An 18432-nucleotide genomic window follows, 5' to 3' on the forward strand; every position below is an offset into this window, starting at 1 on the left:
GAAGCGGGTTGCGCGCGCGGGGGCCCAAGCCCTGGCGCGCGCCGGATCAGCTCTCGATCGGGTCGAGATAGTCCTCGGGGCGCGTGCGGTCCTCGCCCTTTTGCATGCCGACCAGATGCACGAGCACCGAGACCACCACCGCCACCACGAGGTTCACGACCAGCGACCACACCGCCGCGTAGCCCGGCACATCCATGCCGAACAGATGCACGACGAAGATCGAGCCCTTGAGGTGCAGCGAGATGGCCATCCACGTGCCGGTGGCGATGCCCGCCGCCCAACCGAGCAGGAGGCCGCGCCAGTCGAGCATGCGCGTGTAGAGGCCGAGCACGATGGCGGGCAGCGTCTGGATGATCCAGATGCCGCCGAGCAGCTGCAGCTGAATCGCATAGGTGAGCGGCAGGCCCAGGATGAACGCCACCGCGCCCACTTTCACGATCAGCGAGACCAGCTTGGCGACATTGGTCTCCTGCTCGTGATTCATGTTCCGGTTGATGAACTCCTTATGGATGTTGCGCGTGTAGAGGTTGGCGGCCGCGATCGACATGATCGCCGCCGGCACCAGCGCGCCGATGCCGATGGCCGCGAACGCCACGCCCACGAACCACGACGGGAAGTACTGCAGGAACAGCGCCGGGACCGCGAAGTTCGGGCCGAAGGCCTTGAAGTACGGCGCGTACTGCGGCATGTCCTTCACGCCCGAGGCGAGCGCCATGTAGCCGAGCAGCGCGAGCAGGCCGAGCACGAGCGAGTACGCGGGCAGCATGGCCATGTTGCGGCGGATGGCATTGCCCGACGAGGACGAGAGAATCGCCGTGACGGAGTGCGGATACAGGAACAGCGCGAGCGCCGAGCCCACCGCGAGGGTCGCATAGGCGCTATAGCCGTTCAGGCTCGAAGCATCCGGGGCCTTGAGCAGCAGCTTGGCCGGCGGCACCGCGCTGAAGATGTGACCGAAGCCGCCCATTTGCGCGGGAATCACGATAATCGCCACGATGATCGTGATGTAGATGAGCACGTCCTTCACCACGGCGATCATGGCCGGCGCGCGCAGGCCCGAGGTGTACGTGTAGGCTGCGAGAATCGCGAACGCGATGATGAGCGGCAGGTCGCCGACGAAGCCCGTCGTGTCGAAGCCGAGCGCGCCGATCACCACTTCGATACCCACCAGCTGCAGCGCGATGTACGGCATGGTCGCGACGATGCCGGTGACCGCGATGGCGAGCGCGAGCATGCGGCTGCCGTAGCGCGCGCTCACGAAGTCGGCCGAGGTGACGTAGCTGTGACGCTTGGCGATGGCCCAAAGCTTCGGGAACACCACGAACGCGAACGGATAGATCAGGATCGTATAGGGCAGCGCGAAGAAGCCCGTTGCGCCCGCACCGAACACGAGCGCCGGCACCGCCACGAAGGTGTAGGCCGTATAGAGGTCGCCGCCGAGCAGGAACCACGTGACGATGGTGCCGAAGCGCCGGCCGCCGAGACCCCACTCGTCGAGATGGGCGAGGTCGCCCTTGCGCCAGTGCGCAGCGAGGAAGCCGACAATCGTGACACCGATGAACAACAGGACGAAGACGAAGGTTGCGATGACGTTCATTGCGCCCCCCCTGCCTTGCCGGCGCCCTTCGAACCGTCCTTGGTCTTGAAATAGACGAGCGCGGTGATGACGGCGCTGATCAGCACCCAGAGCAACTGATACCAGTAGAAATAGGGGAAGTCCCACAGCGTGGGCTCGACCTTGTTGTACGACGGCACCCAGATCATGGCGATCCAGGGCAAGAGCAACAACCAGAGCCAGTGCTTGCTGGCTTTCCCGGCGTCGGCGTCGTGAGCCATGACGTCTCCTCGTTACTTATGTAGTTATGGGGGTTTGGGTGCGGTCCACCGCCCGATATGGGCCGGTTCTTGGCCCGCGAGATCGTGCCTCGCAAGGTCCCCGAAAGCGCAGAAAAGAGTAGCGAGGCCGCGGCGGCGGGTCAAGAAGGGCGGACCCCAATTTAGACCACGTTGTCAAGACACAACTGGTACCGCGTTTGACCTGAAATTGTCAGCCATTAGAAAGGTGGTTGTGCGGGGCGAAAAAAAGACCGGCCCCATCGGTCATGTGGCCGGTCTTTCCTTGCGCATCCGGCATCCGCCGGCGCACCGTCATGCGCAGCGTCTTGCGTCGCTGGCGTCAGATAGCGAACGCTTCGCCGTTCGTGCCGCTCTTGCGGTTTTCGGCGTCGGCCTCGCGCAGCGACTTCACCCACTGGTGCGCCGGCAAGCCGAGCTTGCTTTCCAGCAGGCGCGCGCGCTTGTCGAGCGCTGCCCAGCTCACCTCGAGCGCCGGGCCCGAGAACGCCAGCGCGACGCGGTTGCCGTCGTGCACTTCGGGCAGCGCGATCACTCGGCCGTCGAACGCTTCCTTCAGGCGCTTCATGTTGCGCACGTAGCTCGGGTGGTCGCCGAACAGGTTGATAGTGGCGACGCCCGCATCGGCGAGGCACGCGCGCGCCGCGCGATAGAACGCCACGCTGTCGAGCACCGGACCGCGCGCGGTCGCGTCGTAGATATCGATTTGCAGCGCGCCGATCGTGCCGTGGTTCGCGCGGTCGTGCACGAAGTCCCACGCGTCGAGCTCGCGCACGGCGAGGCGCGCGTCGTCTTGCGGCATCTCGAACATCGTGCGCGCGGCCACCACGACCGCCGGGTTCAGCTCGATCGCCTCGACCTTCGCGGGACGCAGATAGCGATGCGCGAACTTGGTCAGCGCAGCGGAGCCCAGACCCAGTTGCACGATGCGCGCGGGCGTGGCGAGGAACAGCAGCCAGGCCATCATCTGCTGGGCGTACTCGAGCTCGATGTGCTGCGGCTTGGACAGACGCATTGCGCCCTGAACCCACTCGGTGCCGAAGTGCAGATAGCGCACGCCGCCCTCTTCCGAGAACGTCACGGGCGCAAAGCGCGGCTTGCGCGGCGCTTCGATGACCGGTGCGTTGTCGAGCCCGGCGTCGGCCTGCTCGGAGGCGGCCTTGCGGGCCTTCGCTGCATTGGCGGTCTTGCTGCGGGTCTTGCTGAATGCGCGCGCTTCAGCCGAAGCGCGCTTGATGAGATTCGTCATGTGAAGATGTCTTGCTTGTAAGGAGCAGATGCGAAATCCGCTGCGTTTTTCCGGTGCAAAATCGCTTGCGAATTCAAACGCAACGTCAAACGCAACTACGCGGGCGACCGAGAGCATAGCATTCGCGGCGTATTGGACAGCGTTTGGCCGACAGTGACCGTCCGTGCAAGCTGCCATCTCCACGTCGAGCGGTGACGGCATTGCGCGAATTTGCTCGGCCCCTGATGTTCAGGAACGCCTATAGTGTTTGAAGGAATCGCGCCGGCAGGCAATACGCCGGCTGTATTTCTTCGGAGGAAAAAGAATGAGCAATGGCGATCCTGTCGATCAGGCTGCGGAAGATACGCGCGCGCTGGCCATGGACTATTTCGGCATAGGAGACTCCGAAGCCGAAACATTGATGAAACTGGCCAAACGCTGTGCGCAGACCGCAGGTATTCCACTGGCCGGCACTGGCGGCATCGCACTGGCGGGAGTCGGCTCAATCACCGTGCCATTGGTAGGATCGGTTCCAGGCTATCTAGTAGGCGCTCTGGCCGGATTTGTTGGCGGCACTACTGCCTGCATGATTGCGCGTGGCTCCACTGCTGAGCACGTACGGCAGATCCTGAGTGAGAACAGCTTGACCGAAGAGCAGTTTAAATCCGGCGTATTGGCGCTCCTCTCCACGGCACATGGAAAAGCAGGTTACGTGTCGAAGATCTGAACGTCTCACGACGAGGCTTGCGCTCTTCAACTACCGAGTGCTCCCGTCTGAGCGCAAGAAGGGCGAGTCATGCCCTTCGAGACAACTGCGCAGCGTACGCCAGACCGCTAATTTCTGAGCGTAGGGAACAGACGCGTAAGCTGGGCTGCTCGACGGCAACCGGATGAGCCGATACCGATCAGCCTTCTCCCCCAGCGCCCGCACTCCAATCTTCTCCGCCGTTCCACCATTGAACGCGATTGCGACGAGATTCGGCAATGTTTCGATAAGCGCGACAAGGTCGTTACTCGCATGGTTGCGAATGCGACTATCCAGGCTCCCGATGCGCTGAGCTTGCGCCACGACGTCCCACAATCCGATGCGATGCTCGAGCAATGTCTCGAGACGCTTCAGATAGTCCATACCGACCAGATCGCGTCCTATCACCTCGCCCACCAGATGCCAGAAGCGGTTCTGCTTGTGCGCGTAATACTGCTGATGCGCGAGCGACGCCTCGCCCGGCAAGCTGCCGAGAATCAGCACGCGCGTATGCGCATCGACGACGGGTGCAAAGCAGCGCTTGAGGCTCATTGGTGAAGGCTCGCTGTGTGGAGCGGCCGTGCTCAACGCGCCGCGTGTTGCGACGGATGAGAGGCCCGCGAGGCCGTATGGCCAAGCGGCCCGCGCTCGCGCGCCGAATGCGCGGGTAACGCAGGCTGCGCATCGTGTGCGAGGCGCGCCCACAACGCGGGCAGCATGCATTCGGTCACGAGCAGCGGCGCGCCGTGGCGCTCGAACACGGAACGTCGCGCGACGAACCCATGCGGCACGTGCCCGTGCGTTTCGCGCGCGGCAAGCGCATGCAGCGGATGCCGCGCACTCACGCGCCGGCTCACGAGCGCCGAGCGCGCGACGCCGCTATCGGTGTAGAGCAACTCCGCGAGCGGGCGTGTGCGCAAGCGGCGCATAGCCTGCCAGATACCATGACTCGCCACGAGCGGCGTCACACTGTGCGCGGCCACGAATGGCACGCCATCGACTTCGAGCACGATCTCGCGCACCCATGCCCGTCCGCGCGGTGCGAGGCCGAGCGCGGCGCATTCGTCGGGCCAGGGCATGTCGACGGCTTCGCGCGTCACCCGCACCACAACGTGGCCGAGCGCGCGCAGATGCGCGGTGAGCGAACCGCCGCGCGTGAGCCAGTCTTTCTGATCGGCGCTGAAGGCCGCGAGGGGCGCGACGCGCCAGTGCGCGTCGGCGGCATCGAATCGGATGGGCATGGCGCGCATTATAGGCCGCGCATAGGGTGGCGTGCCGGCAGACTCGCCGCCCCCATTCCAGGTGCGCTCAACGGGCAATCTCAGCGCTGTTCCATACCGCGAATCCCACGCCAGCGACTTCCACCAACACACTAATGGTGCGAAGCCCGGGTCGACGCTTCAATGGCTTGCTCGACGGACGTGAGCGCAAAGCGCGCCGGGTTGACGTCGCCATCGAACGCATCGATCAAGCGCATCGAAAATTCGCGTGGATCGTTGGCCGGAACCTGCAGCGGCTTGCCTGGCTTTCCGGAAACGATCACCACCACGACGTGACTATCGCCGCCGAAATGAATTTGCAGAAGCCAGCGCCGCCGCCCCTCCTGCAAGTAGAGATCGAGCCAGTCGGGTTCGGTCTGCTCCCATCGGCTGCTCAAATTCGAACGATGAAAGAATGCCGAAAGACGCCCCCAGAGACTCTGATGCGCTCTCAGGACGTGATCGACCTCAAGGGCGAATTTTTGCCAGCGGAGCAGGACATCCGGAATTCGCGCTTCGCGTGCGTCGTCTGAGCACGAGAGAAGGCCGCTTTCCTCAACGAGCGTGCGGGGCGCGTGCGCTTGCACCATGCCGCCACTCGCCGGTTGGAGCCGCCCTTCCAGATACGCGCCGCCAGAACCTTCGAGCATGCCCGTGCGGCGCGATTGCGTATCCTGCGCTCCCATCGCCTTCCCGACTGTGGCCGGGTTATCGAGCAGTTCGCGATCTGAGTGGCGATAAGCGTGAAACCTTTGCAGCGGCTTGAAATTGTCGTTACGCGCGTCGCCCTCGTCGAGCGACGGCCCCGCTGATCTCAGCGTGCAGAAAAGACGCTCGGTCTGCGTTTCGTCTTCCAGCAACGCGGCGAGACGCTCCATGGCGAGCGTGCGGCTGGCGTCATCGCACAAGTTGCCGTCGACGCCGAGAAATGCTAACAACGCTCGCGTTTCCTCAACGGAAAACTGCGGTGCTGCGAAATCGTGTCGCTCGACTCCTCGTTCTCGATCGTTGCCAGTCATTCAACTCTCCCAAACCAGGCGCCGATCATCGTGGGTGGCGCAGAACCGTCTACCCGCCTGGTCGTCCATATAAAAGTACTCGCCAGGCATGGGGCGCCTGCAAGGCGATATGTAGCGCTTCGGATTGCGGATACGCGTCATGCCGCAGCGCTCGCCATAAAACTCGATCAACTTGCGTCCGCCTTTAGGATCCGCATGCAGAAAAACCGAAGCGTCGTTGTCGAGGTCGAGGCGCATCTGAATGGCGGTGTCGATGAGCGCCCTGGCGACACCCGCGACCGGGTCTAAACGCATGGTGACATAGAATTCCGCCGGGGCGTCCGCGAGGTACCAGACAAACCCCATTTTCGACCGATCTCCCTGCACGGGCGAGCCATAGGCAGGCACGGCTGTCAGAAGGCCAATCGGGATTCCACCGCTCGTGCTGGACAATTCGAGGCACCACGCATGAGCCTGCTCGCGCGCACTTGAAAGCGGCCGTAGATAGTTGTGACACTTGGCCAGCAGGAAAATTCGCTCCCAATCCCAGCCAACGTCGGCCCGAATGGCGCCGAGATCAATTCCGGCGGGATGAAGCCAATCGACGGGAACGGATGCCGGCCACTCGTCGTACAGCGCCTTGATCAACGGCTGAACATGGCGATTCCAGTATCTGACATCGGCCGAAGCCATTTGCCGGATATTAATGAGGCAGGAGCCAGTGCGGCTGTCCTGGCTGCCATAGGACGGCAGGCTTTTCAAAGGACGTTTGAGTTTGTTCAGGAGCATTGCGCAGTCCATGGATGCATCACGCGGTACACTGATGCATCCATCCTCAACGCTCAGAACCCCTGCACAAAACCAGAAAATTCCGAAAAATGCCGCCCGCGTAAGCCACGCGCGCGGCATTCAAGTACGAACATCAACCCGCCCGCGCAAGCAACAGCGCGTTGGTCCGCTTCACGAAGCTCGCCGGATCGTCGAGCGCGCCGCCCTCGGCGAGCAGCGCCTGATCGAACAGCAGATGGCACCAGTCGCCGAAGTCCGCGCTATCCGTGCGCAGCGCCTTCACGAGCGGGTGCTCGGGATTGACTTCGAGAATCGGCTGCATCTGCGGCGCCTGCTGGCCCGCGGCCTTGAGCATGCGCTGCAGGTAGCCGCTCATGTCGCCTTCGTCGGCCACGAGGCAGCTCGGCGAATCGGTCAGGCGGAACGTGAGACGCACGTCCTTGGCCTTGTCCTTGAGCGCTTCCTTCATCTGCTCCACGAGCGGCTTGAGCTCTTCGCTCACCTTCTCCTGCTGCTGCTTTTCCTCGTCGTTGAGCGCGCCGAGATCGAGGTCGCCGCGCGCCACGCTCGCGAGCGGCTTGCCGTCGAATTCGTTGAGGAACGAGAGCATCCACTCGTCCACGCGGTCCGTGAGCAGCAGCACTTCCACGCCCTTCTTGCGGAACACTTCGAGGTGCGGACTATTCTTCGCGGCCTGCCAGGTATCGGCGGTCACGTAGTAAATCTTCGACTGCTCGGGCTTCATGCGCGCGACGTAGTCGGCGAGCGAGACGGTCTGCTCCGCCGTGTCGTTATGCGTCGACGCAAAACGCAGCAGCTTCGCGATGCGCTCGCTGTTCGCGTGGTCTTCGCCCACGCCTTCCTTGAGCACCTGGCCGAACTCGGTCCAGAAGGTCGCGAACTTCGCCTTGTCTTCGTCCTTCGCTTCGGCGTCGGTCTGCGCCGCGGCCATCTCTTCGAGCATCGAAAGCACGCGCTTGGTCACGCCGTCGCGAATCGCCTTCACGTCACGGCTTTCCTGCAGGATTTCGCGCGAGACGTTCAGCGGCAGATCCGCCGAGTCGACCACGCCCTTCACGAAGCGCAGGTAGTTCGGCAGCAGTTGCTCGGCGTCGTCCATGATGAAGACGCGCTTCACATAGAGCTTCAGGCCGCTCTTGTGGTCGCGGTTCCACATGTCGAACGGCGCGTGCGCCGGCACGTAGAGCAGTTGCGTGTATTCGCTGCGGCCTTCGACGCGGTTATGCGTCCACGCGAGCGGATTCTGGTGATCGTGCGCGAGGTGCTGATAGAACTGCTGGTACTGCTCGTCGCTGATGTCGTTCTTCGCGCGCGTCCACAGGGCGCTCGCCTGGTTGATGGTCTCGTATTCGTCCTTCGTGACCATCTCGCTCTTTTCGGCATCCCATTCTTCCTTCTTCATCTCGATGGGCAGACCGACGTGATCCGAGTACTTCTGGATGATCGACTTCAGCTTCCACGCGGAAAGCAATTCGTCTTCGTCTTCACGCAGGTGCAGCGTGATGGTCGTGCCGCGCTGGGGGCGCTCGATCGCCTCGACCGAGAATTCGCCCTCGCCCGCGCTCGTCCAGCGCACGCCTTCGGCGGCCGGCAGGCCCGCGCGGCGGCTTTCGACGGTGATCTTGTCCGCGACGATGAAGCCCGAGTAGAAGCCCACGCCGAACTGGCCGATGAGCGCCGCATCCTTTTGCTGGTCGCCCGAGAGCTTGCCGAAGAATTCCTTGGTGCCCGAGCGCGCGATCGTGCCGAGATTGGACACGGCTTCGTCGTGGCTCATGCCGATGCCGTTGTCGTCGATGGTGACGGTGCGCGCAGCCTTGTCGAAGCCCACGCGGATGCGCAGGTTCGGATCGTTTTCGTAGAGCGCGCCGTTCGCGAGCGCCTCGAAGCGCAGCTTGTCGGCGGCGTCCGACGCGTTCGAGACCAGCTCGCGCAGGAAGATTTCCTTGTTGCTGTATAGCGAATGGATCATCAGGTGCAGAAGCTGTTTCACTTCCGCCTGGAAGCTCATGGTTTCTTGTGCCATGGTCGGGGGTCCTCGTTCGTTGCAGTCAGTAGGGTTGGCCGCGTGCGCAGTGCTGCGGCGCGTTGAGCGCGCATGTGGGGACGCGCCGCACCAGTTTCAAGAGCGCCGGCTTCAAGAGCGCCGGGCCAAAGCGTACCGGGCAACAAGTGCCGGGCTATGGTGCCGGGCTAAAGAGCGCCAGACTCAACGGCGCGGAATCAGGCGCGCCGCGCCACGCCGTCCAGATAGCCGGCGAGGAACGTCGGCAGCGCCGGATCGCCGCAATTCGCGATGTTAAAGCGCATCCACGTGGTCGGCGACTGGTGCGGCGAGAACAGGCTCCCCGGCGTGAGCAGGAAGCCCGCCTCGTGGCCGGCGGCGGTAAGGGCGTCGGCGTCCACGCCAGTGTCGGCCCACAGGAACATGCCCGCGCCCGGCGCGATGAAGAGCCTGCATCCCGCGCGCTCCAGCATGCGCGCGGCCTTGTCGCGCACGGCGTCCAGCCGCGCGCGCAGGCGCTCCACGTGGCGCCGGTAGTGGCCTTCGGTGAGCACGCGAAAAAGCACTCGCTCGTTGAGCTCGGGACTCGTCATGCCGACCAGCATTTTCTGGTCCGCGACCGCCTGCGCCACGTCGAGCGCACTGGCGATGAAGCCCACGCGCAGATTGGGCGCGAGCGTCTTCGAAAAGCTGCCGAGATAGATCACGCGGCGCAACTGGTCGAGGCTCGCGAGGCGCGTGGCCGGATAGCCCGCGGGGCACAGGTCGCCGTAGATATCGTCCTCGACGACGAGGAAGTCGTACTGCTCCGCGAGGCGCAGGATGCGAAACGCCTGCGCCGCCGTGAGCGAGGTGCCGGTGGGATTCTGCAGCACCGAGTTGATGACGAGCAGCTTCGGCCGCCAGGTCTCTACAAGCGCCTCGAGCGCGTCGAGGTCCGGCCCGTCGGGCGTGTACGGCATGCCCACGAGGCGCGCGCCCTGCGAGGCGAAGCGGCCGAACATCTGGAACCACGCGGGGTCGCCCACCACGACGGTGTCGCCGGGCTGCACGTACAGGCGCGCGAGCAGGTCGATGGCCTGGGTGACGCCCGAAACGAGCACGACCTGGTCGGGCGTCGCACCGATTTCGAACTCGGCGAGGCGCGTCTGCAACTGCTGGCGCAGCGGCAGGAAGCCCTGCGGCGAGCCAAAGCCGAGCAGCTGCGCGCCGCTCTGGCGGCCGAGCGAACGCATGGCGCCCGCCAGCAGCTCGCCGTCGAGCCAGCGCGCGGGCAGGTAGCCGAGCCCCGGCCCCTTTTCCGGATGCGTCGACGAATGGAGCATGTTGCGCAGCAGCCAGACCACGTCGAGGGTGGGCGGTGGCGCGGGCTCGGCCGCCCCGTTTGCATCGGGGCCGGGCGCGGCGGGACGGCGCTCGTGCGGCGCCACGACCGCGAGCCGCTCGCGCACGTAGAAGCCCGAGCCGCGCCGCGAATCGAGGTAGCCCTGCGCAACGAGGCGCTCGTAGGCCTCCACCACCGTGAAGCGCGAGACGCCCTTGTCGAGCGCGAGCTTGCGGATGGACGGCATGCGCATGCCGGGGCGGAACACGCGCTCTTCGATGCGGCGGCGGCCCCACTGGACCAGCTGGTCGACGAGCGTGGTCGTGGCCGCGTCGTGCGGCGCCGGAATCTGGTCAAGGGGTACGGACGACATGGCGGCTCCAACTGTACCGAACACTATCGGAGCGATTGTACCGTTACTGTCCGCCACCATACCGGTACATTTCTTTGCGTACAGGCCGGTAAGGTGCCGGCAATCCCGCCGACGCGCGTGCGCCAGGCTTGCGGTCCTTCCCGGACCTCGCGGCCGATTGCGCTCGAAGTGTTCCGCATGGCCCACGTGCTTCGGTTCGGCTCGTTTTCCAGACGATTCTCTTATGACCGCCACGCCGCTCAGTCTCGATCATCTTGTCGTTTCCGCCCGCACGCTGGACGAAGGCGTGCAGTACGTCGCCGATACGCTGGGCGTGGCGCCCGCGGGCGGCGGCGCGCATCCGCTCATGCGCACCCACAACCGCCTGCTCGGGCTGTGGGGCGGCGTCTACCTGGAGGTGATCGCAATCGACCCCGCCGCGAGCCCGCACGCCGCCGGCCGCTCGCGCCTGTTCGCGCTGGACGATCCCGCTGTGCAGGCGCGCCTCGAAACGGGGCCATACCTCTCGCACTGGGTCGCGCGCGTCGGGCCGCCCAAAAGTCTCGAACGCTGGCGCGGCCAGTACCCGCAGCGCATCCCCGATCTCGTGCCGATGACACGCGGCGATCTGAGCTGGCAGCTCACCGTGCCGCTCGACGGCGCGTTCCCGTCCTGGCAGGGCGCGGGCGACGGCATCCTGCCCTCGCTGATCCAGTGGGACACGTCGCGTCATCCGTCGCAGACGCTCGGCGACAGCGGCATCGTGCTCAGGTCGCTCACGGGCTTCCATCCGCAGACGCAAACCGTGCGCGAGCAGTTGAACTGGCTCGGCGCGGCGTCGCTGATCACGGTGGAAGAAGCCGATACGGCGGCGCTCGTCGCGCAATTCGAAACGCCGTCGGGGCTGCGCACGCTTGGCGCACCCCTGCGCTGAGCAATCGAGCCTCATCAGCGACGAAGAACCCGATCCGCACGGCAAGCGCGCCCGCGCGCGCCGACTGAGCGGGATTCGCGTCATAATCAAAAGCTTTCGGCGGCCCGGGCGCCCGGCTCCATGCGCGTGCGCACCGCCTCAGTCCGGGCTCATCCGGGCCCACCCAGGCCCATCCAGGCCAACCCGCCCGACCTCAACAAGGAGACCCCATGGACCAAAGCGATCTCAAGGCTGCCCCCGCGTGGCAACTGTCCGAGCGTGCGATCAAGCTGACCAGCTCGGCGATTCGCGAAATCCTGAAGGTCACCGAGCGGCCCGAGGTCATTTCGTTCGCCGGCGGCCTGCCCGCTCCGGCCACTTTCCCGGCCGAGGAAATGCGCGCGGCCTCCGACCGCATCCTGCGCGATAACCCGACGGGCGCACTCCAGTACAGCGCGACGGAAGGCTATCTGCCGCTGCGCGAATGGGTCGCCGAGCGCTACTCGGTGGGCGGCGCGAAGATCCGTCCGTCGCAGGTGCTCATCACCACGGGCTCGCAACAGGCGCTCGACCTGCTCGGCAAGGTGCTGGTCTCGCCGGGCAGCCCGGTGCTGGTCGAAACGCCTACCTATCTCGGCGCGCTGCAGTCGTTCTCGCTCTACGAGCCGCGCTATGTGCAGGTGCCCACCGACGAGCAGGGTCTCGTGCCCGAAGGTCTCACGCCCGAGCTCACCGCCGGCGCGCGCCTGCTCTACGCGATCCCGAACTTCCAGAACCCGACGGGCCGCCGCCTGCCGCTCGAACGCCGCGAGGCGCTCGCACAGTTCGCGCAGCGCGCGAGCTTCCCGGTCATCGAGGACGATCCCTACGGCGCGCTCGACTACGCGGGCAAGCCGCTGCCCACGCTGCTCTCGATGGCGCCCGAGCACGTCGTGCATCTGGGCTCGTTCTCGAAGGTGCTGGCGCCGGGCCTGCGCGTGGGCTACATCATCGCGCCCGAGGAATTGCACTTCAAACTGGTGCAGGCGAAGCAAGCCACCGACCTGCACACGCCGAGCTTCACGCAGCGCATCGTCCACGAAGTCGTGAAGGACGGCTTTCTCGACACCCATATCCCGAAGGTGCGCGCGCTCTACCGCGACCAATGCGCAGCGATGCTCGACGCGCTCGCGCAAAACATGCCCGAAGGCGTGAGCTGGAGCCGTCCGGAAGGCGGCATGTTCATGTGGGTCACGCTGCCCGAGGGCATCGACACCATGAAGCTGCTCGAAGACGCCATCGCGCAAAATGTGGCCTTCGTGCCGGGCGCACCGTTCTTCGCAGGCGAGCCGCAGCACAACAAGCTGCGCCTGTCGTTCGTGACGGTGCCGCCCGCGAAGATCGAAGAAGGCGTGGCGAAGCTCGCGAAACTGATCCGCGCGCGCATCTGATGCGCGTGCACGTGAACCGATAACCCCAACCGTAAAAGGACTCCTGATCATGGCTGATATCAACGTCTACGACCGTCTCGAACAGCTCGGCATCGAACTGCCCCAGGCCGGCGCACCCGCGGCCGCCTACGTGATGAGCGCGCAGAGCGGCAACACCGTGTACCTCTCGGGCCACATTGCGAAGAAGGACGGCAAGGTGTGGGCCGGCAAGCTGGGCGAGTCGCTCACGACCGAGGAAGGCAAGGCCGCGGCGCACTCGATCGCGATCGACCTCATCGCGACGCTGCACGCCCACACGGGCGACCTCAACAAGGTCAAGCGCATCGTCAAGCTGATGAGCCTCGTGAACTCGACGCTCACCTTCACCGAGCAGCACATCGTCACGAACGGCGCCTCCGAGCTGATCGCCGACGTGTTCGGCGAGAAAGGCAAGCACGCGCGTTCGGCGTTCGGCGTCGCGCAGATTCCGCTCGGCGCGTGCGTCGAGATCGAGCTGATCGCCGAAGTCGAGTAAGCGCTCCCTGCAAAGCGGAGCGGTCCGGCCAGCTTGGCCAGGTCAGGCGCGCTCCGGCCAGCCTGGTCGGGGCAGGATCGGCCAGGCCGGCCCGCTCCTGCACAGCCCCCCTCCAGCGCACACGCCGCCCGGTGTGTGCGCCACCATCGCGGCGAGCGCGCGGTGCAGCACGGCGCGCGAGCCGCTTCTCTCCGTCTCACGCCTCTTTCTCGCGCCATGACCCTACGCAGCGTCCGCTTCAAACAGGTCGACGTGTTCACGTCGCGTCCCTTCAAAGGCAATCCGCTCGCCGTCGTATTCGACGCCGACGGGCTCGATCCAGCACAGATGCAAGCCATCGCGCGCTGGACCAATCTTTCCGAAACCGCCTTCCTGCTCGCCCCCACCGACACACGCGCCGACTATCGCGTGCGCATCTTCACGACGCAAGGCGAATTGCCCTTCGCGGGCCACCCGACGCTTGGCACGGCGCATGCGTTCCTCGACAGCGGCCGCCAGCCGAAGACACCGGGCCACCTCGTGCAGGAATGCGGCGCGGGTCTCGTCGAGCTGGCCGGGCGGCACTCCGCTGAGCGGCACTCCGTCGGGCGGCGCTCCGCTGGGCGGCACTCCGTCGGGCGGCACTCCGCCGGACCGCACTCCGATGAGCGCGCCGGCGACACCATGGACACCTGGGCGTTTGCCGCGCCGCCCGCGAAGATGACGCCGCTGCCCGAGTCGCAATACGACGCGCTGCGCGCCGCCCTGCGCTCGGACGCGATCGATTTCAGTGCAGCGCCGTGCGGCGTCGACAACGGCGCGCCGTGGCTCGTCGTGCGCCTGTCTTCCGCGCAGGCGGTGCTCGCACTCGACATCGACTATGACGCGCTCGCGAGCATCGCCGCGAGTGTGGGCGCGCAAGGTCTCGCGGCCTACGGCGCGCATGACGCCAACGGCCCGGCCACCTTCGAGGTGCGCTGCCTCATGACAGGCCTGGGCATTGGCGAAGACCCAGTGACCGGCAGTGCCAATGCCGCCATTGCCATGTTGCTCGCGCAGCAAAACCGCCGCCCCGGCAGCCGCTATACGGTGCGCCAGGGCACCACGATGGGGCGCGACGGCCGTGTCCTCGTGGACTACGACGATGCAGCGGGCAAGATCTGGATCGGCGGCACATCGCTCACGGTCGTCGACGGCACGATCGAGCTCGAATGAGCGGCACATTTGCAGGCATGCATTCTGCGTAGGCTCGGACTGCATCAAGCTCGGGCACACTATGCGCAGCCTCGTGTCTATGCGCCGCAGATCACGTGAGCGTCCCCGTTTACCCACGACTGGCGTATACCCGGGGACCGATGGCTTCCTTATTCATTGCCCAACCATTAAGATCCAAACATCGGACGCAAGGAAGCGTCCGATGTTCCGTGTTCGCGCACTTCGCGCTACTTCCTCAGCCATACCGCATTCGATGCCGCCGATCCAACCGAGCGCTTTGTCGTCGTCCCGGCCGCCGCATCAGCGGCGCGACGGTGCGCGCGTGCGGCGGGTGAGATGAACGAGAACTGGCGCCCCTTCACGCGCGACGTCGGCCTGCGCGGTGCGCCCGGGCCGGCCTACACGCGCCCGCGCACGCTGCTCGCCATTCCGCTGCTCGGCGTGCTGGTGCTGATCTTGCTGTGGGCCGTGATCTTCACGCGCCTCGCGGTCGAGAAGGAAGCCACCCAGCGCGAGGCCACGGCCTCCGCGGCCATCCTCTCGGCGGCGCTCGAGCAGCACACGGTGAAGGCGATCCACCAGGTCGACCAGATCACGCGCTTCGTGAAGTACGAGTTCGAAAAGTCTCCCGACCATTTCAATCTCATCGCCACGGTCGAGAAAGGCGTCGTGCAGAGCGACTCGCTCGTGCAGGTATCGATCATCGACGAGCACGGCAAGCTCGTCGCCAACACAGCCGATCCCCATCCCAAGCCGATCGACCTCTCGGACCGCGAGCACTTCAAGGTGCACGAGCACGAGAACGACGACCAGCTCTTCATCAGCAAGCCGGTGCTCGGCCGCATCTCGGGCCACTGGACCTTGCAGATGACGCGCCGCCTCAATCATGCGGACGGCTCGTTCGCGGGCGTGGTGGTGGTCTCCGAAGACCCGAGCTACTTCACGAGCGACTTCTACAACAACGCCGCCATCGGCCGCGACGGCGTGATCGCCGTGATCTCGGACACCGGCGCCGTGCTTGCGCGCCGCACCGGCAACGCGGAGCGCGCGAGCGGCGCGTTCTCGGCGAGCGGCGTCTACCCGATTGCCGAGCACGTCTCGGGCACTTACGTCGATCCGATCGACCACGTCACGCGCATCGTCTCGTACCGCCATATCGACGGCTATCCGCTCGCGGTGCTGGTTGGCCTCTCGCAAGCCGAGCAGTTTGCGGACTACAACCACACGCGCAACGTCTACCTGATGATGGCGACCTTCATCTCGCTCGCCATGCTGTCGTTCTTCGCCGTGGCCACGGGGTTGATCGGCAAGCTGCTCGGGCGCGAGCGCGAGATGTCGCAACTCGTGCAGTACGACCTGCTCACGGGCCTGCCCAACCGCTACGCCACGCTGCAACGGCTGCGCCACGAAGTCACGCAACCGGGCAATCTCGGGCGCCTCGCGATTCTCTTCATCGACCTCGACAACTTCAAGACGGTCAACGACACGCTCGGCCACAACGCGGGCGACATCGTGCTGCAGATGAGCGCCGCACGCCTCGCCGACGCCGTGGGCGGCGCCGGCACGCTCGCGCGCATCGGCGGCGACGAGTTCGTGGTGATCGTCAAGGGCGACGAGATCGAGAAACGCGCGAGCGCGCTCGCCGAAGTGACCAACGCCGCGTTCACGCATCCGTTCGACGTGCGCGGCAGCGCCTTCGTGCTGCATGCGAGCACGGGCATCGCGCTCTTTGCCGTGGCGCACGAGAGCGAGATCGACCTGCTCAAGAAGGCCGACCTCGCGATGTACGCCGCCAAGGAAGCCGGCCGCAACTGCTTCCGCTTTTACTCGCCGCAGCTCGCGCACCGCGCCGATCACCTGATGAAGTGGGAGCAGCAGTTGCGCATCGCGCTCGGCGAAGGGCAGCTGTTCCTCGCCTACCAGCCGAAGATCGATTTGCGCCGCCGCTGCATCACCGGCTTCGAGGCGCTGGTGCGCTGGAACCATCCGCAATACGGGCTCATTCCCGCCAGCGAATTCATTCCGGTAGCCGAATCGACGGGCCTCATCGTGCCCGTGGGCGACTTCGTGATCCGCACCGCGTGCGCACAGCTCGCGCAATGGCAGCAGCAAGGCTATGAAACGTTCTCGCTCGCCATCAACATCTCGGCGGTGCAGTTCTGGCGTGGCGACCTCTATGAAACGGTCGCGCACGCGATCGAGGAGACCGGCATCGCCGCGCACAAGCTCGAGCTCGAAATCACCGAGACGGCGATGATGGAGTACCCCGAGCTCGTCTCCGAGAAGATCTTCGCGTTGAAGCGCCTTGGCGTGCGCGTCGCGCTCGACGACTTCGGCACCGGCTATTCGTCGCTTTCCTACCTGAACCGCTTCGCAGTCGACACGCTCAAGGTCGACCGCTCGTTCGTGCAGGCGATCCCGGCCGACCGCAGCGTCTGCGTGATGGTCTCGGCCATCGTCAATCTGGCGCGCTCGCTCGGCCTCACCGTGGTCGTGGAAGGCACCGAGACCGAGGAGCAGATCGCGTGGCTCTCGGCGCTCGGCCCGATCGAGGCGCAGGGCTTCCTGTTCTCGCGCCCCGTGCCGGTGGAAGGCGTGCCTGCGCTCATCGAGCGTTTCGGGGTGTGCGGCGCCTCGCAGTCAGACGCGCACGATGCGCGCAACGAACGCGTGAGCGACGCTTCGCAGCCGCGCTAAAGCGGCGCCCTCTCCCGCTTCCTTTCTGCGGCACCGTCCCCCACTTCCTTCCTGCGCCGCTCTACCCGCACTTCGCTAGCGTGCGCGGGCACCGGTAAAACCGCCGAAGAACGCCCGTGCGTTGTCCTCGAGGCTTTCGAGGTGGTAGCCGCCTTCCTGCACGATCACCGATGGCAAGCCCAATGCGCCGATCGCCTGGCCGAGCCGGCCGAAGCCCTCGGTGCTCACCGCCACCTTCGACTGCGGATCGTCCTTGTAGATGTCGAAGCCGAGCGCCAGCACGAGCGCGTCGGGCTGGAAGCGCCTGAGCACGCGCAGCGCCGCGTCCACGCGCTCGAAGAACGCGTCTTCCGATGCGCCATGCGGCATCGGCAGGTTGACGTTGAAGCCCATGCCCGCGCCCGCGCCGCGCTCGTCCTCGTAGCCCGCGACCACCGGATAGAAGTTGGTCGGGTCGCCGTGGATCGAAACGTAGAGCACGTCGTCACGGCCGTAGAAGATCTCCTGCACGCCCTGGCCGTGGTGCATGTCGGTGTCGAGAATCGCCACGCGCCCAAAGCGCTGCCTGAGCGACTGCGCCGCGATGGCCGCGTTGTTCAGGTAGCAGAAGCCGCCCGCCGCGTCCGCACGCGCATGGTGGCCAGGCGGACGGCTCAGCGCGTAGCTCTCGCGCGCACCCTCGTTGACGCACGCGGCCGCCGCCAGCGCGCTCTGCGCCGACCAGTACGCCGCGCGCCAGGTGTTCGCGCCCACCGGGCAACTGCCGTCGGCGAGATAGCGCGCCGCCTGGGCGAGCACGCCGCGCAGCGGATTCGGCTCGCGCACGTAGATGTTCGACATGACTTCGTCGCCCCAGTCTTCGGGCATGCGCTTCCACTCGGCGTGCGCTTCTTCGAGGAAGCGCAGATAGTTCATGTCGTGCACGGCGGCAATCGGCGCGGTGCCGAAGTCGGCGGGCTCGCTCACCTCGAAGCCGAGCGCGCGCGTGGCGGCGACCAGACGCGCGGCGCGCTCCGGCACTTCCTGCGGCGCGCGCATCTGGCCGCGCGAGAGATAGCTGCGGGGATGATGCAGCAGCTGTTCGGGATGAAACCAGGTCTTCATGCTCA

The 18432-nt window shown here is 65.7% G+C and carries 16 protein-coding genes; 6 read left to right on the top strand and 10 right to left on the bottom strand.

Annotated elements, in window-relative coordinates; all coding sequences use genetic code 11:
- Positions 1-46: 46 nt before the first annotated feature.
- The 3 genes from mctP to EYW47_RS24465 all read right to left on the bottom strand — a co-directional run bounded on the left by mctP (position 47) and on the right by EYW47_RS24465 (position 3103).
- A complete protein-coding gene (gene mctP / locus EYW47_RS24455; RefSeq protein ID WP_133197427.1) occupies positions 47-1597 on the bottom strand; it encodes a monocarboxylate uptake permease MctP in 1551 nt (516 codons plus the stop codon).
- Positions 1594-1836 carry a DUF3311 domain-containing protein gene (locus tag EYW47_RS24460; RefSeq protein ID WP_133197428.1) on the bottom strand — a complete coding sequence of 81 codons (243 nt, stop codon included), beginning with the start codon at positions 1834-1836 and terminating at the stop codon, positions 1594-1596. The genes mctP and EYW47_RS24460 overlap by 4 nt, the downstream gene beginning before the upstream one ends.
- Positions 1837-2176: 340 nt before the next feature.
- Positions 2177-3103, bottom strand: a complete 927-nt coding sequence (locus tag EYW47_RS24465; protein WP_133197429.1) for a class I SAM-dependent methyltransferase — start codon at positions 3101-3103, stop codon at positions 2177-2179.
- Between the two features lie 304 nt (positions 3104-3407).
- Here EYW47_RS24465 and EYW47_RS24470 point away from each other — a divergent pair, with 304 nt between their 5' ends.
- Positions 3408-3809 carry a hypothetical protein gene (locus EYW47_RS24470; RefSeq protein WP_133197430.1) on the top strand — a complete coding sequence of 134 codons (402 nt, stop codon included), beginning with the start codon at positions 3408-3410 and terminating at the stop codon, positions 3807-3809.
- 30 nt (positions 3810-3839) lie between these two features.
- Here EYW47_RS24470 and EYW47_RS24475 read toward each other — a convergent pair whose 3' ends face one another.
- The 6 genes from EYW47_RS24475 to EYW47_RS24500 form a co-directional block, all read right to left on the bottom strand.
- Complete coding sequence (locus EYW47_RS24475) at positions 3840-4379, bottom strand: DNA-deoxyinosine glycosylase (RefSeq protein WP_133197431.1); 540 nt, start codon at positions 4377-4379, stop codon at positions 3840-3842.
- Between the two features lie 32 nt (positions 4380-4411).
- Entirely contained in the window at positions 4412-5068 is a 657-nt protein-coding gene (locus EYW47_RS24480; protein ID WP_133197432.1) for a chorismate--pyruvate lyase family protein, read from the bottom strand.
- A gap of 131 nt (positions 5069-5199) precedes the next feature.
- Positions 5200-6024 (bottom strand): hypothetical protein, encoded by an 825-nt coding sequence (locus EYW47_RS24485; protein ID WP_133197433.1) that lies wholly within the window; start codon positions 6022-6024, stop codon positions 5200-5202.
- 81 nt (positions 6025-6105) lie between these two features.
- Complete coding sequence (locus EYW47_RS24490; RefSeq protein WP_133197434.1) at positions 6106-6873, bottom strand: hypothetical protein; 768 nt, start codon at positions 6871-6873, stop codon at positions 6106-6108.
- A gap of 133 nt (positions 6874-7006) precedes the next feature.
- On the bottom strand, positions 7007-8920 hold the full coding sequence (gene htpG, locus EYW47_RS24495) for a molecular chaperone HtpG (protein WP_133197435.1): 1914 nt from the start codon (positions 8918-8920) through the stop codon (positions 7007-7009).
- A 197-nt stretch (positions 8921-9117) separates the two neighbouring features.
- A complete protein-coding gene (locus tag EYW47_RS24500; protein ID WP_133197436.1) occupies positions 9118-10596 on the bottom strand; it encodes an aminotransferase-like domain-containing protein in 1479 nt (492 codons plus the stop codon).
- A 223-nt stretch (positions 10597-10819) separates the two neighbouring features.
- On the opposite strand from EYW47_RS24500, the gene EYW47_RS24505 reads away from it, so the two are divergent.
- The 5 genes from EYW47_RS24505 (at position 10820) to EYW47_RS24525 (ending at position 17323) form a co-directional block, all read left to right on the top strand.
- Complete coding sequence (locus EYW47_RS24505; RefSeq protein WP_133197437.1) at positions 10820-11509, top strand: VOC family protein; 690 nt, start codon at positions 10820-10822, stop codon at positions 11507-11509.
- A 209-nt stretch (positions 11510-11718) separates the two neighbouring features.
- Complete coding sequence (locus EYW47_RS24510) at positions 11719-12918, top strand: aminotransferase-like domain-containing protein (protein ID WP_133197438.1); 1200 nt, start codon at positions 11719-11721, stop codon at positions 12916-12918.
- Between the two features lie 49 nt (positions 12919-12967).
- Positions 12968-13432, top strand: coding sequence for a RidA family protein (locus EYW47_RS24515; protein WP_028219359.1), 465 nt, complete (start codon positions 12968-12970; stop codon positions 13430-13432).
- A gap of 216 nt (positions 13433-13648) precedes the next feature.
- Positions 13649-14626, top strand: a complete 978-nt coding sequence (locus EYW47_RS24520) for a PhzF family phenazine biosynthesis protein (protein ID WP_133197439.1) — start codon at positions 13649-13651, stop codon at positions 14624-14626.
- 336 nt (positions 14627-14962) lie between these two features.
- Positions 14963-17323, top strand: coding sequence for a bifunctional diguanylate cyclase/phosphodiesterase (locus EYW47_RS24525; RefSeq protein ID WP_133197440.1), 2361 nt, complete (start codon positions 14963-14965; stop codon positions 17321-17323).
- A gap of 75 nt (positions 17324-17398) precedes the next feature.
- Here EYW47_RS24525 and EYW47_RS24530 read toward each other — a convergent pair whose 3' ends face one another.
- Positions 17399-18427: a histone deacetylase family protein gene (locus EYW47_RS24530; protein WP_133197441.1), complete on the bottom strand. Its 1029-nt coding sequence runs from the start codon at positions 18425-18427 to the stop codon at positions 17399-17401.
- Positions 18428-18432: the final 5 nt, after the last annotated feature.

The sequence above is a fragment of the Paraburkholderia silviterrae genome (genome assembly GCF_004353915.1).
In the GTDB taxonomy this organism is placed as follows: Bacteria; Pseudomonadota; Gammaproteobacteria; order Burkholderiales; family Burkholderiaceae; genus Paraburkholderia; species Paraburkholderia silviterrae.

Excerpts from the sequence above, each read along its gene's own strand:
- mctP (WP_133197427.1), bottom strand. The coding sequence starts at position 1,597 with ATGAACGTCATCGCAACCTTCGTCTTCGTCCTGTTGTTCATCGGTGTC.
- EYW47_RS24460 (WP_133197428.1), bottom strand. The coding sequence starts at position 1,836 with ATGGCTCACGACGCCGACGCCGGGAAAGCCAGCAAGCACTGGCTCTGG.
- EYW47_RS24465 (WP_133197429.1), bottom strand. The coding sequence starts at position 3,103 with ATGACGAATCTCATCAAGCGCGCTTCGGCTGAAGCGCGCGCATTCAGC.
- EYW47_RS24470 (WP_133197430.1), top strand. The coding sequence starts at position 3,408 with ATGAGCAATGGCGATCCTGTCGATCAGGCTGCGGAAGATACGCGCGCG.
- EYW47_RS24475 (WP_133197431.1), bottom strand. The coding sequence starts at position 4,379 with ATGAGCCTCAAGCGCTGCTTTGCACCCGTCGTCGATGCGCATACGCGC.
- EYW47_RS24480 (WP_133197432.1), bottom strand. The coding sequence starts at position 5,068 with ATGCCCATCCGATTCGATGCCGCCGACGCGCACTGGCGCGTCGCGCCC.
- EYW47_RS24490 (WP_133197434.1), bottom strand. The coding sequence starts at position 6,873 with ATGCTCCTGAACAAACTCAAACGTCCTTTGAAAAGCCTGCCGTCCTAT.
- htpG (WP_133197435.1), bottom strand. The coding sequence starts at position 8,920 with ATGGCACAAGAAACCATGAGCTTCCAGGCGGAAGTGAAACAGCTTCTG.
- EYW47_RS24500 (WP_133197436.1), bottom strand. The coding sequence starts at position 10,596 with ATGTCGTCCGTACCCCTTGACCAGATTCCGGCGCCGCACGACGCGGCC.
- EYW47_RS24505 (WP_133197437.1), top strand. The coding sequence starts at position 10,820 with ATGACCGCCACGCCGCTCAGTCTCGATCATCTTGTCGTTTCCGCCCGC.
- EYW47_RS24510 (WP_133197438.1), top strand. The coding sequence starts at position 11,719 with ATGGACCAAAGCGATCTCAAGGCTGCCCCCGCGTGGCAACTGTCCGAG.
- EYW47_RS24515 (WP_028219359.1), top strand. The coding sequence starts at position 12,968 with ATGGCTGATATCAACGTCTACGACCGTCTCGAACAGCTCGGCATCGAA.
- EYW47_RS24520 (WP_133197439.1), top strand. The coding sequence starts at position 13,649 with ATGACCCTACGCAGCGTCCGCTTCAAACAGGTCGACGTGTTCACGTCG.
- EYW47_RS24525 (WP_133197440.1), top strand. The coding sequence starts at position 14,963 with ATGAACGAGAACTGGCGCCCCTTCACGCGCGACGTCGGCCTGCGCGGT.
- EYW47_RS24530 (WP_133197441.1), bottom strand. The coding sequence starts at position 18,427 with ATGAAGACCTGGTTTCATCCCGAACAGCTGCTGCATCATCCCCGCAGC.